This is a genomic window from Devosia sp. Z11_6 (assembly GCF_058133665.1).
The window spans coordinates 642392-654698 of the sequence record NZ_JBYUNQ010000002.1; the positions used below are offsets into that span (position 1 = coordinate 642392).

17 protein-coding genes are annotated in these 12307 nt (G+C 62.9%); 13 read left to right on the forward strand and 4 right to left on the reverse strand.

Going from position 1 to position 12307, the window contains the following annotated elements; all coding sequences use genetic code 11:
* The first annotated feature begins 85 nt into the window (after positions 1-85).
* The 3 genes from AC3YMN_RS08335 to AC3YMN_RS08345 all read left to right on the forward strand — a co-directional run bounded on the left by AC3YMN_RS08335 (position 86) and on the right by AC3YMN_RS08345 (position 1931).
* Positions 86-451 (forward strand): VOC family protein, encoded by a 366-nt coding sequence (locus AC3YMN_RS08335; RefSeq protein ID WP_127754743.1) that lies wholly within the window; start codon positions 86-88, stop codon positions 449-451.
* Positions 452-559: 108 nt separating this feature from the next.
* Positions 560-1261, forward strand: coding sequence for a DUF1223 domain-containing protein (locus tag AC3YMN_RS08340; protein WP_164854909.1), 702 nt, complete (start codon positions 560-562; stop codon positions 1259-1261).
* A 322-nt stretch (positions 1262-1583) separates the two neighbouring features.
* Positions 1584-1931, forward strand: coding sequence for a DUF2794 domain-containing protein (locus AC3YMN_RS08345; RefSeq protein ID WP_248305368.1), 348 nt, complete (start codon positions 1584-1586; stop codon positions 1929-1931).
* Positions 1932-2012: 81 nt separating this feature from the next.
* Here the strand turns inward: AC3YMN_RS08345 and AC3YMN_RS08350 are convergent, their stop codons facing one another.
* Entirely contained in the window at positions 2013-2510 is a 498-nt protein-coding gene (locus AC3YMN_RS08350; protein ID WP_127754740.1) for a GNAT family N-acetyltransferase, read from the reverse strand.
* 99 nt (positions 2511-2609) lie between these two features.
* Complete coding sequence (locus AC3YMN_RS08355) at positions 2610-3380, reverse strand: Bax inhibitor-1/YccA family protein (protein ID WP_127754739.1); 771 nt, start codon at positions 3378-3380, stop codon at positions 2610-2612.
* 201 nt (positions 3381-3581) lie between these two features.
* On the opposite strand from AC3YMN_RS08355, the gene thpR reads away from it, so the two are divergent.
* The 8 genes from thpR to AC3YMN_RS08395 all read left to right on the forward strand — a co-directional run bounded on the left by thpR (position 3582) and on the right by AC3YMN_RS08395 (position 7894).
* The gene (gene thpR / locus AC3YMN_RS08360) at positions 3582-4121 is read left to right on the forward strand and encodes an RNA 2',3'-cyclic phosphodiesterase (protein ID WP_127754738.1); all 540 of its coding nucleotides are present in this window, start codon (positions 3582-3584) and stop codon (positions 4119-4121) included.
* Positions 4122-4337: 216 nt separating this feature from the next.
* Positions 4338-4859: an invasion associated locus B family protein gene (locus AC3YMN_RS08365; RefSeq protein ID WP_127754737.1), complete on the forward strand. Its 522-nt coding sequence runs from the start codon at positions 4338-4340 to the stop codon at positions 4857-4859.
* A 90-nt stretch (positions 4860-4949) separates the two neighbouring features.
* Complete coding sequence (locus AC3YMN_RS08370; RefSeq protein ID WP_489889660.1) at positions 4950-5453, forward strand: invasion associated locus B family protein; 504 nt, start codon at positions 4950-4952, stop codon at positions 5451-5453.
* Between the two features lie 4 nt (positions 5454-5457).
* Positions 5458-5679 (forward strand): amino acid transporter, encoded by a 222-nt coding sequence (locus AC3YMN_RS08375; protein ID WP_489889661.1) that lies wholly within the window; start codon positions 5458-5460, stop codon positions 5677-5679.
* Positions 5676-5801: a hypothetical protein gene (locus tag AC3YMN_RS08380; protein WP_489889662.1), complete on the forward strand. Its 126-nt coding sequence runs from the start codon at positions 5676-5678 to the stop codon at positions 5799-5801. Before AC3YMN_RS08375 ends, AC3YMN_RS08380 begins: the two co-directional genes overlap by 4 nt.
* A 95-nt stretch (positions 5802-5896) precedes the next feature.
* Positions 5897-7099, forward strand: coding sequence for a dual-specificity RNA methyltransferase RlmN (gene rlmN / locus AC3YMN_RS08385; RefSeq protein ID WP_172121544.1), 1203 nt, complete (start codon positions 5897-5899; stop codon positions 7097-7099).
* Between the two features lie 10 nt (positions 7100-7109).
* A complete protein-coding gene (locus tag AC3YMN_RS08390; RefSeq protein ID WP_172121543.1) occupies positions 7110-7514 on the forward strand; it encodes a bleomycin resistance protein in 405 nt (134 codons plus the stop codon).
* Complete coding sequence (locus AC3YMN_RS08395) at positions 7514-7894, forward strand: HNH endonuclease family protein (RefSeq protein ID WP_489889663.1); 381 nt, start codon at positions 7514-7516, stop codon at positions 7892-7894. The genes AC3YMN_RS08390 and AC3YMN_RS08395 overlap by 1 nt, the downstream gene beginning before the upstream one ends.
* Positions 7895-7896: 2 nt before the next feature.
* Here the strand turns inward: AC3YMN_RS08395 and AC3YMN_RS08400 are convergent, their stop codons facing one another.
* On the reverse strand, positions 7897-8055 hold the full coding sequence (locus AC3YMN_RS08400; protein WP_072343446.1) for a YqaE/Pmp3 family membrane protein: 159 nt from the start codon (positions 8053-8055) through the stop codon (positions 7897-7899).
* A gap of 51 nt (positions 8056-8106) precedes the next feature.
* Positions 8107-8754, reverse strand: a complete 648-nt coding sequence (locus AC3YMN_RS08405; protein WP_489889664.1) for a LysE family translocator — start codon at positions 8752-8754, stop codon at positions 8107-8109.
* 114 nt (positions 8755-8868) lie between these two features.
* Between AC3YMN_RS08405 and AC3YMN_RS08410 the strand changes: the two genes are divergently transcribed.
* A complete protein-coding gene (locus AC3YMN_RS08410; RefSeq protein ID WP_489889665.1) occupies positions 8869-10095 on the forward strand; it encodes an argininosuccinate synthase in 1227 nt (408 codons plus the stop codon).
* A gap of 115 nt (positions 10096-10210) precedes the next feature.
* A complete protein-coding gene (locus AC3YMN_RS08415) occupies positions 10211-12304 on the forward strand; it encodes a sensor domain-containing protein (RefSeq protein ID WP_489889806.1) in 2094 nt (697 codons plus the stop codon).
* The last annotated feature ends 3 nt before the right edge of the window (positions 12305-12307 follow it).

Consider the following 12307-nt stretch of genomic DNA (forward strand, 5'->3'; position numbering starts at 1 on the left):
GGGGGCCGCCATTTTCGTTTGCTGCTGACAGGGTTTGTCGCAAGGGGCTGCGAGGGTTCCGCCATACGCAAATGGAGTGGAAAAAATGATCGATCATCTGGGCATTGTCACCGGGCAGTTCGAGCCGATGCTGGCTTTTTACAAGGCAGCATTGGCTCCGCTCGGCTATAGCCAGCAAGCGGCCTATCCCGGGGTTGCGGGGCTGGGCGGAACGGGCGAACCCGCCGATCTGTGGCTGACCGCAGCCGACGGCGCGATGCCGGTCCATGTCGCCCTACGCAGCCCCGACCGCGCGACCGTGGATGCATTCCATGCCGCCGCTCTCGCCGCAGGTGGCCGCGACAATGGTGGCCCGGGGCTCCGGCCCAATTACGGTCCCGATTATTATGCCGCCTTTGTGCTCGATCCCGACGGCAATAACCTGGAGCTGGTCTGCCACGCTCCCGCCTAAGGTTAACCGAGCCGGTATTTGTCACCCCGTTTTGACTGGCGGGCCAACCAATCTGTGGCTTACAACTTGGGGATGGTTCCTCCTTGCACCCCCGCCGTAATCATGGCGATGATCGCACTTCTGGCCATGGCCCCCTCTAGCCAGGCCGAAAGCCTGCGCGAGCGGCCCAAGGCTGTGGTAGAATTGTTCACCAGCCAGGGCTGCTCGTCCTGCCCGCCGGCCGATGCGCTGCTGTCGAGCCTGGGCAAGGACGACGATGTCATCGCCCTCGCTTTCCACGTCGACTATTGGGATTATGTGGGCTGGAAGGACACGTTTGGCGATCCCGCCAATTCCGACCGCCAGCGCGCCTATGCCAAGAGCTGGGGCACACCGCGCATCTACACGCCCCAGATGGTGGTCAACGGCAAGCAGGACGTGGTGGGATCGCGCCGCGCCGAAGTGCATAGCGCCATTCGTTCGGCCAGCCTGACCCTGCCGGTGGATATCGAAAGCGATGCCGGCATGCTCGAGGTCGAGATCGGCCCTCGTGCCGGAACCGCCGATGCGGTGGTTTGGCTCGTCACCTATCTGCGCCAGGCGCAGGTGCAGATCGAGCGCGGCGAAAACGCCGGCAAGGCGATGAGCTATACCCAGGTGGTCACCGGTCGGCACATGCTGGGCATGTGGGAGGGCGAGGCGGGGGCTCGGTTCAAGCTGCCATTGGCCGAACTTGCCGCCGAAGCGGGCGACGGCATCGCCGTGATCGTGCAGGAAGACCGCAATGGGCTGCCTGGAGCCATTCTGGGCGCTGCGTCCTACGAACGCTGACCCTCAAAACAAATCTCCCGCCGCTGGAAACCAGGGACGGGAGAAGTTGACTGCTCTTTGGAGGAACTGGTGGCGGCGTTCTTCGGGGGGCTCGGTCGGCCAGCCACCAGCCTTGGGGCAACGATGACACTGTCGCGGTGCAATGGGGCAGCCAAAGGGAAGCAGTGTGGCCTAAATGGGGTATTTTGGCCTAGGGCGATGGCGGTGCCGTGAAGCGCTTGCATCGCCGGTCGAATGCCGCGATCATGACGGTTCTGCAACAAGGAGTGCGAGGCCAAGCGTGCAAGCGCGTGTTCCAAACAGCAAGCCGGTGAAGCTCGAATTGGTGCATCAGGCCGAGGCGCCGCCCAGTCCGCAGCCCAGCAAGGTCCCCGCCATTGTTGCCTTTGACCGCAAGGAACTGGCGCTGATCCTGTCGGTTTATGGCCGCAAGGTCGCTCAGGGCGAGTGGCGAGATTACGCTATGGACTTCCTGCGCGAGCGGGCAGTGTTTTCGGTATATGCCCGCGTGTCCGAGCGCCCGCTTTACCTGATCGAGAAAACCCCCCGCCTGCGCAATCGCCAGGGGCAATATGCCGTCACCAACCAGCAGGGCCGCATCCTCAAGCGCGGCCACGAACTGGCGCAGGTGCTCCGCGTGCTCGATCCGCAACTGGCGGTGGTGGGTTAACCGCCAGTTGCCGGTTTGGCGGACTGCAGCCCGCGCCTGAGCGGATGTTGCTCAGGCTCATCGGTTCAACAAGCTGCTCGATCAAAGCGCCAGTTGCAGGTGCACGATGTCGTGCCAGCGGTCGAATTTGAGGCCAACCGCTTCGTAATAGCCGACGCGGCGGAAGCCAAATCTCTCGTGGATGCCGACCGAGTTGGCCGTATCGGCGGTGATCACCGCCAGCATCTGCTTGAAGCCAAAGGCCCGCGACTGCGCCAAAAGCTCGCTCAGCATTGCCTTGCCGATGCCGCGCCCGGTTTCGGCAGGGTCTAGGTAAAGCGAATCCTCGCAGGTGAAGCGATAGGCGGCGCGGGGCCGATAAAAGCTGGCATAGGCATAGCCGATGGGCTTGCCCGCGCGCTCGGCGATGATCACCGGATGACCCAAGCGCAAGAGGCCCGCATATTTCTCGGCGATGGCCGTTTCGTCGGGCGCTTCGGTATCAAAGGTAATGGCGGTGTGATCGACATAATGTCGGTAGATGCGGGTGATCGCGGGCACATCGGACCACTCGAACGGGCGCAGGCGGAAGTCGGACACGATACGTCAACTCGACAAAGCAAAGGGACCGCAGCCTTTATGACTGCGGTCCCCAAACAGTGTCCATCGAAATCCGCGGCGGGTGGCCGCGGGTCGGGATTATTCGCGGTTGCCGAACAGGCGGAGCAGCATCATGAACAGGTTGATGAAGTCCAGATACAGCGACAGTGCACCCATGATGGCGTTCTTGGCCAGCGTGTCGGCACCATGGTGCTCGGCATAGCTTTCCTTGATCTTCTGGGTGTCATAGGCGGTCAGGCCCACAAAGATCAGCACGCCGACAGCGGAGATGATGAACTCCATCATGCTCGACTGCATGAAGATGTTGACGATCGAGGCGATGATCAGGCCGATCAGGCCCATCATCAGGAACGAGCCCATCGCCGTCAGGTCACGCTTGGTGGTGTAGCCATAAAGGCTCATCGTGCCAAAGGTGGCCGCGGTGATGAAGAAAACCTTGGCGATCGAAGCGTCGGTGTAAACCAGGAAGATCGAGCTCATCGACAGGCCCATGATCGCCGAGAAGGCCCAGAAAGTGGCCTGGGCGGCGGGCACGGAGAGCTTGTTGATGCCAAAGCTCAGCACCATCACGAAGGCGAGGGGCGCGAGCATCACGACCCACTGCAGCGGGCTGGCATAAAGCAGGTAACCCCACTGGGTCACATACTGGCCATTGGCCAGTTGGGCCACGGCGGCATCTGGATTGGTGGTGATGGCAGCGGCGGCAGCAAACCAGGCCGCAAGGCCAGTTACCACCAGGCCAATGCCCATGTAATTGTAGACGCGCAGCATGTAACTGCGCAGGCCCTCGTCGATGGCTAAGGCCGAGCCGGCCCGCGCATTCAGGGTCTGACGGTCATATTCAGCCATATGCACTATCCTTTCACTGACGGATAAGGCGGTTTCCTCCCGCCGAGGGCGTTGTTGGGCGCCACTTGATCGGTAATATGGATGGGGGAGAAGTCCTTTACAACCCTGTTCGCCCAGCCGCGACGATTCGACTGCCCCTCTCAGGCAGTTATGCTAGGCTGGCTGCGATTGTCTTGCCTGCCCGCGGGCAAAGGAGGCCTCATGCCCCGGCTGTTTACTGGCCTTGAAGTTCCCGGCGATATCGCCTTTGCCCTGTCGCTCAAGCGCGGCGGCCTCAGCGGCGCGCGCTGGATCGATGCCGAGAATTACCACATCACCCTGCGCTTCATCGGTGATGTGGATCACGGCACCGCCAATGAAGTCGCCGACAGCCTCGACCGGCTCAGCCAGTCTCTGAGTTTTCCGGTGCGGCTGACCCATCTGGGTGCCTTTGGCGGGGCCAAGCCGCGCGCGCTTTATGCCGCAGTTGAGCCCAGCGAGGCGCTCAGCCGCCTGCAGGCGGCCCAGGAGCGGGTGCTGCAGCGCGCCGGCCTTCCCGCCGAGGGCCGCAAATTCGTGCCCCATATAACCTTGGCCAGGTTGCGCGGCTCGGCGCCCGAGGAGGTGGCCCGCTTTATCGCCGAGGCCGGGCGCTTCGAGCCGCTTGAATTCACGCCCAGGCGCTTTGTGCTGTTTTCCAGCCGTGACTCGGTGGGTGGCGGCCCCTATGTGGTCGAGCAAAGTTATTCGCTCGAAGCGTGAGCCGCTCACGGCAGTGTTAACGCGAGCTTGACCCTTTACCTGCAAAGCACGTCATTGCCGCTGCCCCGCGCCTTTTTAGCGTCACGATTGCCGCTCACTTGATGGCTGGCGCTGGGGCGTGGCGGCGCTTGACACCTTAGTAACCATGTGGGGCTTAAGCTTGCGAGCAGCAAATCCCACTAGATGCGTACCTTCAAAGATGAGGAAGATTTGGCGATGACGTTGAAAACCGGTAGCCTTGTGTTTGGGCTCGCGGTCGGCGCGGTCATGGCTCTGGCCCCTGTCGCGCAGGCGCAGCAGGCAACCGAGCTCGGCAGTTTCAATGCCTGGACCGCCTGGCAGGCGACCGATGCTTCGGGGGTGCTCTGCTATATCTCGGCCGCGCCGCAATCGAGCGAGCCCGCCGGTGTTAATCGCGACCCCATTCACTTCATGATCATTCACCGCAAGGGCATGGGCACCAAGAACGAGGTGCAGACCATTATCGGCTACCCCTTCAACAGCAGCGACGCCAAGGCCAGCGCTTCGATTGATGGCAAGTCCTATCCGATGGTCACCGAGGGCTCGGCCGCCTGGCTGGCTTCGACCGGCGACGAAGGCGGGTTTGTCCAGGCCTTCAAGGGCGGCACGAAGCTGCAGGTGCGCGGCACCTCCCAGCGCGGCACCAACACGATCGACACCTATTCGCTTTCGGGCGCCACGGCGGCGATGAACGCCATCGACGCAGCCTGCGCCTGATCGGGGCTGGACCCCGCTCGAGCAATCCTTCTATCCGGGCGAGGTGCCGCGTCGCGGCCCTCGTCCTTCCTGTGTTTGATGAGGCCCCTTATGGTTTCGCGCTTTGTTTCGCTTGTGGTCGTGGCCAGCCTGCTTTCGGTTGGCAGCGCTGCAGCCCAGTCGGTGCGGCTGCTCGGTGATTTCCGGGACTGGTCGAGCTATGCAGCGTCCGATGGGGCCGGGCCGGTCTGCTTTGCCATGACCAAGCCCACCACTGTGACCCCCACGCCCGACGGCTATACGCAGGCCTATCTCTACCTCACCAGCCGGCCCGGCGAAAATGTCGCCAGCGAGTTCAACCTGGTTGCCGGCTTCACTTTCCAGCCCGATAGCGGCGCGACCGTCACGGTGAATGGGCAGACCTTCAATCTCTTTACCCAGAACGATGCCGCCTGGCTCGAGGATGCCGGGCAAAGCGATGCGCTCGCCAGCGCCATCCGCGCCGGCTCGAGCCTGGTCGTTGAAGGCACCACCAGTGCCGGCATCAAGGTGGCGCAAACCTTCTCGCTCGCCGGCTCCACCGCTGCCACCCAGGCCGTCGCCGCCGAATGCTGAGGGATTGAGCAAGCTCGTCCCCAATGAACAGCGCAAGCTGACCGCCACTTACCTCAACGGCGCGGCAATTGCGGTGATGGGGGTGGGCGGGTTCACTCCCATTGTTGCACTGGCGCAGTCGGCCAATCCCAGCCTTGCGGCCTTTGCCGTGGTGATTGGTTGTATCCTGGCTAGCGCTGGCCTACATTGGTTGGGAAGGCGCACCCTGGGAGGGCTCGAAGAATGAACGAGATAACCTTTCTTTCGCTCTATGCCGTCTTCTTTGCTGGCGTTGCCGCCGTGGCCTTCTGGGCCACCACGCTTGATCGCCCCGCGCCCGGCGAGGATCACCCCGCGCCTGGCGAATAGCAGCCCCTCAGCACCTCCCGGGCCCGTGACTTTGCGCCGGGGCGCTCCATATGCTATTGGCCACCTGATCCCGCACCTTCCGGACCTTTGCCCCCATGAGCATTGCGCTTAATCTTGACCATTCGTCTGCCGTGCGTTCGCCGGTTGCCAGCCGGCCTTCGCTGATCGGCCTGGGCAAGCCGCAGCTCGCCGAGGCATTGGTGGGCGCGGGTATTGCCGAGCGCGAAAGCAAGATGCGCGCGAGCCAGTTGTGGAACTGGCTTTATGTGAACGGGGTCACCGATTTCGAGCGCATGACCAATGTCGCCAAACCGGTGCGCCAGCTGCTGGCCGACAAGTTCATCCTTGATCGCCCCGAGATCGTTTCCGAGCAGGTTTCGAGCGATGGCACCCGCAAATGGCTGTTCCGCTTCCGCGATCCCGCCAATCCGCTCTATCCACCCGTCGAGGTGGAAACCGTTTATATCCCCGAGCAGGACCGCGGCACGCTTTGCGTTTCCTCCCAGGTCGGGTGCACGCTTACCTGCTCGTTCTGCCATACCGGCACGCAAAAGCTTGTCCGCAATCTCACCGCCGGGGAAATTCTCGGGCAGGTGCTGATGGCCCGCGAGCGGCTGGGCGATTTCCCCGGCGGCAGCCGCCCCGATGATGGCGGTCTTGTTCCGGCTGACGGGAGCCGTGCCATCACCAATATCGTGATGATGGGTATGGGCGAGCCGCTTTATAATTACGAGAACGTCAAGCAGGCCCTGCTGATCGCGTCGGCGGGCGACGGCATGAGCCTGTCCAAGCGCCGCATTACCCTTTCGACCTCTGGCGTCGTGCCCTTTATCGAGCCCACCGGGCGCGAGATCGATGTGATGCTGGCCATTTCGCTGCATGCCACCAACAATGATCTGCGTGATGTGCTGGTGCCCATCAACAAGAAGTGGCCGATCGAAGAGCTGCTGGAAGCCTGCCGCAATTATCCGGGCCTCAGCAATGCCCGCCGCATCACCTTTGAATATGTGATGCTCGATGGCATCAATGACAGCGATGCCGAGGCGCGTGAACTGGTGCGGCTGCTCGCGGGCATTCCTGCCAAGATCAACCTGATCCCGTTCAATCCCTGGCCCGGCTCGAACTATGGCACCTCGCCTTCCTCACGGATCGAGCGCTTTGCCGATATCGTCAACAAGGCCGGCTATGCCAGCCCCGTGCGCACGCCCCGCGGGCGCGACATCTTTGCGGCCTGCGGCCAGCTCAAGAGCGAAAGCGAGCGCTTGAGCCGCAAGGATCGCGAAGCGCTCGCCGGCTAAGGGAGCAGCGATGGGCGGCGATCCGGCATTGATCCCCGAGTTGTCCGTCGCCGATCTCTCGCGCAGTCTGCGCTTTTACTGCGAGCTCCTGGGCTTTGCCGTTCGCTACGAGCGGCCCGCCGAAGGCTTTGCCATGCTGGAGCGGGAAGGGGCCCTTCTCATGCTCGACCAACTCGGCTTGGCTCGAGACTGGAAGACGGGGTCGCTCGAGCCTCCCTTCGGGCGCGGCATCAACTTACAGATCCGCGTCAGCGCCCTTGATCCCGTGCTCGAGCACCTTGCGGCGGCCGGCGTCGCGTTGTTCCTGCCCGTTGAAACCAAGATCTATCAGGCGGGCAGCGGCGTGGTGCGGCAACGCCAGTTCTGTGTGCAGGATCCGGACGGGTATCTGCTGCGCTTCGCCGAAATCGGCTGATGCCAAGACCATCGCAACGGCGCATCGATGCGGCCATCGCGGCAGCGGAGCGCTTGGCCGCGGCGAGGGCGCCTTTGATCTGCCCCCTGTGCGAACGCCCCATCCCGCCCGAAGCCAAATCCAGCCGCCATCATCTGACGCCGCGCCTCAAGGGCGGTACCCATTTGGGTACGGTGCAGCTGCACCAGATCTGCCACAGCGCCATTCACGCGCGGTTTTCCGAAACCGAGCTGGCGAGCAAGCTCAACGACGTCGAGGCGCTGCGGGCCGATCAGGAACTGGCCGAGTTCATTGCGTGGGTGCAAACCAAGCGGCCCGACTTCCACGCCCCCACTCGCATGACGCGGGAGCGGCGCGCCAGCCGCAAGCCGCGCGACTAGTTCTATTTGCGCAAGATCACCCACACGGCGTGGATCAGGCCGGGGAAATAACCCAGCAGCGTCAGCAGGATATTGAGCCAGAACTGCAGCCCGAGCCCCACCTGAAGAAAGACGCCGACCGGTGGAATGATCACCGACAGGATAATGCGCAGAACGTCCATGCCTTGCCCTCTTGTTTTGCCGGGCTAACGAACAAACGCGGCCAGCCGTTCCTAGCGGCGCCCTTCGGCAAGGAGGATGGTCAGGGCAAAACCGGTGAACACCGCCGCAAAGCTCCAGTTGAGCGCGCGCTGCACTAGCTTGTTGGTCGCGAGCAGGCCCGCCATGCGCTCGGCCGCCAGCACCATGGCAATGGCGACCGGGATCGAAACCAGGATGAATTCGCCCCCCAGGAAAAACAGCTTGCCGGGCGCGGCCGGATCGTGCCGGTCAACGAACTGGGGCAGGAAGGTCACGAAAAACAGCACCACTTTAGGATTGAGCAGATTGATCCCGATCCCGGTGGCATAGCTTTCGCGCAGCGTTGGCGTTCGGGCCGCCCGTTCGGCCAGGCGCAGCCCGCCTCCATGCATCACCGCGCCATAGGCCAGCCACAAAAGATAAAGGGCGCCAGCGATCTTGAGCACGAGAAATGCCGTCGGCGCCGCCACGATCAGCACCGAAATGCCAAAAGCGGCCAAGCCCGTATGCACCAGGATGCCGCTCATCGCCCCCGCTGCCGTGGCAAAGCCATGCCCACGCCCGTAATTGATGGCGCGCGAGATCTGTAGCGCCATGTCTGGTCCGGGCGTGATCGCCAGCACGAAAGCCGCCAGCGCAAAGGCGAGCAGCACGGAAAGATCAGGAACAAAGGCGGGCATAGGGGTGCTCAAGAAATTCGGCCCGGACAATTGCATGCCCGGCCCGGGCTGAATAGGGTGCGCCCGATTTGTGGCGCCAGCTGGCGCCAACCCCCAAGCGCAAGAACCAAAGTTATGGCAAAAGACATCAAGAAGGTCGTGCTCGCCTATTCGGGCGGCCTGGATACCTCCATCATCCTCAAATGGCTGCAGGAAACCTATAACTGCGAAGTGGTGACCTTCACCGCGGACCTCGGGCAGGGCGAAGAGCTCGAGCCGGCGCGCCGGAAAGCCGAGATGTTCGGCATCAAGGATATCCGCATCGAGGACCTGCGCGAGGAATTCGTGCGCGACTTCGTGTTTCCCATGTTCCGCGCCAATGCGGTGTATGAGGGTCAGTATCTGCTGGGCACCTCCATTGCCCGCCCGCTGATCGCCAAGCGCCTGGTTGAAATCGCCCAGGAAACCGGCGCCGATGCCATCTCCCATGGCGCCACGGGCAAGGGCAATGACCAGGTGCGGTTTGAATTGACCGCCAATGCGCTCGACCCATCGATCAAGGTGATCGCTCCCTGGCGCGAATGGGACCTGCGCAGCCGCACCCAGCTGCTTGATTATGCCGAGCGCAACCAGATCCCGGTGTCCAAGGACAAGCGCGGCGAAGCCCCGTTCTCGGTTGACGCCAATCTGCTGCACACCTCCTCGGAAGGCATGGTGCTGGAAGATCCCGGCGTGCCTTATCCCGACTATGTGCCCCAGCGCACGGTTGATCCCGAACAGGCCCCCAACGAGCCCGAGATCATCACCATCGGCTACCAAAAGGGCGATCCGGTTTCGGTCAATGGCGAAAAGCTGTCGCCGGCCGCGCTGCTGACCAAGCTCAATGAGCTCGGTGGCAAGCATGGCATTGGCCGTCTCGACCTCGTGGAAAACCGCTTTGTCGGCATGAAGTCGCGCGGGCTTTATGAGACGCCGGGCGGCACCATCATGCTGGTGGCCCATCGCGGCATTGAATCGATCACGCTCGATCGCGGCGAAGCTCACCTCAAGGACGAGCTGATGCCCAAATATGCCGAGCTGATCTATAACGGCTTCTGGTTCTCGCCCGAGCGCGAGATGCTGCAGGCCATGATCGACAAGAGCCAGGACTATGTGTCGGGCGAAGTCACGGTGAAGCTCTACAAGGGCAGCGCCAATGTGATTGCGCGCACCTCGCCCAACTCGCTTTATTCCATGGACCTCGTCACCTTCGAGGAAGGCGCGGTCGCTTATGACCACCATGATGCCGAGGGCTTCATCCGCCTCAACGGCTTGCGGCTCAAGACTTGGGCGGCGCGCAATCGCAAGGCGGAGCGCCCATAAGCCTTCCGCGTTAATCGGGCCTTAAGAGCCGACCTCTAGCGTTAGTCCGTTGTGCGCAAAGCACCGCGGAAGGGGTCGGCTCGTGCGGGCATTGGACGCTGGAAGTTTGAGCGAGATGTCCGGGGCGCTGCTGCTGGATGCGGCGCTCCAAAGCATGCCCTATGGATTTTGCGTGTGGAGCCCCCAATTTCGCCTGGTGCTGTGGAACCAGCATTATTGCGAAATCTATGGTTTTGAGCCCGAGCACCTCCAGGTCGGCATGACGCTCGAGGCGGTGGTGGGGATCTCGTCGAGCCTGGGCAATCACCCCGACCAAACCCCCGAGGCCTTTTACGCGGCCTATGCCGGCGAATTGCTGGCCAATCGCGATGGCGCGCGCCACAAAAGCCAGGAAGCGGTGCGGGGCGGGCGCATCATCGAAACCGCCCATGTGTTCAATCCGGCGCTGGGCTGGGTGATCACCCATGAGGACGTGACCGAGGAAATCGCGCGCACCGAGGTGATGCAAAAGCGCGGGCGCGAACTCGAGCGCCAGAACATCCGGCTCGACGCGGCGGTCAACAATATCTCCCAGGGTCTGTGCATGTGCGACGCCCAGGGGCGCCTCGTGATCTGCAACGAGCCCTATCAGCGCATCTACAATCTGCCCGAGGCGCTGGTGCGCCCCGGTACGCAGCTCGAAGAAATCTTGGGCCACCTGTTCGATAGCGGCATGAGTTCGGGCACGTCCCGGCAGCAATATATCGCCTGGCGCCGCGACATCATCGCGCGCGGCGAATACGGCAAGAACGTGCATGAATTCAACGGCCGCGTTATCATGATGCAGCACCATCCGATGAAGGATGGCGGTTGGGTGTCGAGCCACGAAGACATCACCGAGCAGCGCCAGATCGAGGCGCGCATCCGCTATCTCGCCCGCCATGACGCCCTGACCGATCTGCCCAACCGGGTGCAGTTCCTCGAGGAAATGGCCAATGCGGAAGCCGCGATCGGGCGCGGCGAACAGGCGGCGGTGCTGTATATCGATCTTGACCACTTCAAGGGTGTCAACGACACGCTGGGCCATGCGGTGGGCGACGAGCTGATCCGGGAAGCCGGGATGCGCTTGTGGCGCACGACGCGCGACAACGACCTGCTGGCCCGCCTGGGGGGCGATGAATTTGCCTTGCTGCTGCGCTCGGTGTCGAGCGAGGCCGATGCGGCCAAGGTGGCCAACCGCATCGTCAAGGCCATGGCGGCCCCCTTTACCATCGGCGAGCACCAGATCGATATCAGCGCCTCGGTCGGTATCGCCATGGCGCCCCAGGATGGGGTGAACACCGATACCCTGGTCAAGCATGCCGATATGGCGCTCTACAAGGCCAAGGCGGATGGCCGCTCCACCTTCCATTTCTTTGAAACGGGTATGGACGAGGAGTTGCAGCAGCGCCGCAGCATCGAAGCGGGCCTGCGGGCCGCCCTGGCGCGCGACGAGCTGCGCCTCGTCTTCCAGCCCTTGCTCGATCTGGAGCACAACAAGATCGGCTGCGTCGAGGCCCTGTTGCGCTGGGATTGCGCGGAGCGTTCGATTTCTCCCGCCGAGTTCATCCCCATTGCCGAGGAAACCGGCCTCATCGTGCCACTGGGCGAATGGGTGCTGCGCGAGGCCTGCCGCACGGCCACCACCTGGCCCGACGGGGTGCGCGTTGCAGTGAACCTTTCAACCGTCCAGTTCCGCAACAAGGAACTGGTGAGCGTAATCCGCTCGGCGCTTGCCGATGCGGGCCTGCCCGCGAGCCGCCTCGAGCTCGAAATCACCGAATCGTTGCTGCTCGCCGACAACGAATCGACCCTGCGGGCGCTGCATCAGCTGCGCGCCATGGGTGTGCGCATTTCCATGGACGATTTCGGCATCGGCTATTCCTCGCTTTCCTATCTGCGCTCCTTCCCCTTCGACAAGATCAAGATCGACCGCTCCTTCATGCGCGATCTGACCACCCGCAGCGACAATCTGGCTATCATCCGCGCGGTGATCGGGCTGGGGCAGAGCCTCGGGATGACCACCACGGCCGAAGGGGTGGAAACCCCCGAACAGCTCGAACTGGTGCGCGCCCTGGGTTGCTCGGAAGTGCAGGGGTTCCTGTTTTCCCCGCCCCTGGCCCCGGCCGTGCTCGAGCTGATGCTTATTCGGCAAGTCGAGCACACCCGATTGCTGCGCGCGGCCTCCTGAGCG

Coding starts and splice junctions, on each gene's coding strand:
- AC3YMN_RS08400 (WP_072343446.1), bottom strand. CDS start 8,055: ATGGACGTTCTGCGCATTATCCTGTCGGTGATCATTCCACCGGTCGGC.
- rlmN (WP_172121544.1), top strand. CDS start 5,897: ATGAGCATTGCGCTTAATCTTGACCATTCGTCTGCCGTGCGTTCGCCG.
- thpR (WP_127754738.1), top strand. CDS start 3,582: ATGCCCCGGCTGTTTACTGGCCTTGAAGTTCCCGGCGATATCGCCTTT.
- AC3YMN_RS08340 (WP_164854909.1), top strand. CDS start 560: ATGATCGCACTTCTGGCCATGGCCCCCTCTAGCCAGGCCGAAAGCCTG.
- AC3YMN_RS08355 (WP_127754739.1), bottom strand. CDS start 3,380: ATGGCTGAATATGACCGTCAGACCCTGAATGCGCGGGCCGGCTCGGCC.
- AC3YMN_RS08390 (WP_172121543.1), top strand. CDS start 7,110: ATGGGCGGCGATCCGGCATTGATCCCCGAGTTGTCCGTCGCCGATCTC.
- AC3YMN_RS08395 (WP_489889663.1), top strand. CDS start 7,514: ATGCCAAGACCATCGCAACGGCGCATCGATGCGGCCATCGCGGCAGCG.
- AC3YMN_RS08415 (WP_489889806.1), top strand. CDS start 10,211: ATGTCCGGGGCGCTGCTGCTGGATGCGGCGCTCCAAAGCATGCCCTAT.
- AC3YMN_RS08335 (WP_127754743.1), top strand. CDS start 86: ATGATCGATCATCTGGGCATTGTCACCGGGCAGTTCGAGCCGATGCTG.
- AC3YMN_RS08380 (WP_489889662.1), top strand. CDS start 5,676: ATGAACGAGATAACCTTTCTTTCGCTCTATGCCGTCTTCTTTGCTGGC.
- AC3YMN_RS08405 (WP_489889664.1), bottom strand. CDS start 8,754: ATGCCCGCCTTTGTTCCTGATCTTTCCGTGCTGCTCGCCTTTGCGCTG.
- AC3YMN_RS08365 (WP_127754737.1), top strand. CDS start 4,338: ATGACGTTGAAAACCGGTAGCCTTGTGTTTGGGCTCGCGGTCGGCGCG.
- AC3YMN_RS08410 (WP_489889665.1), top strand. CDS start 8,869: ATGGCAAAAGACATCAAGAAGGTCGTGCTCGCCTATTCGGGCGGCCTG.
- AC3YMN_RS08370 (WP_489889660.1), top strand. CDS start 4,950: ATGGTTTCGCGCTTTGTTTCGCTTGTGGTCGTGGCCAGCCTGCTTTCG.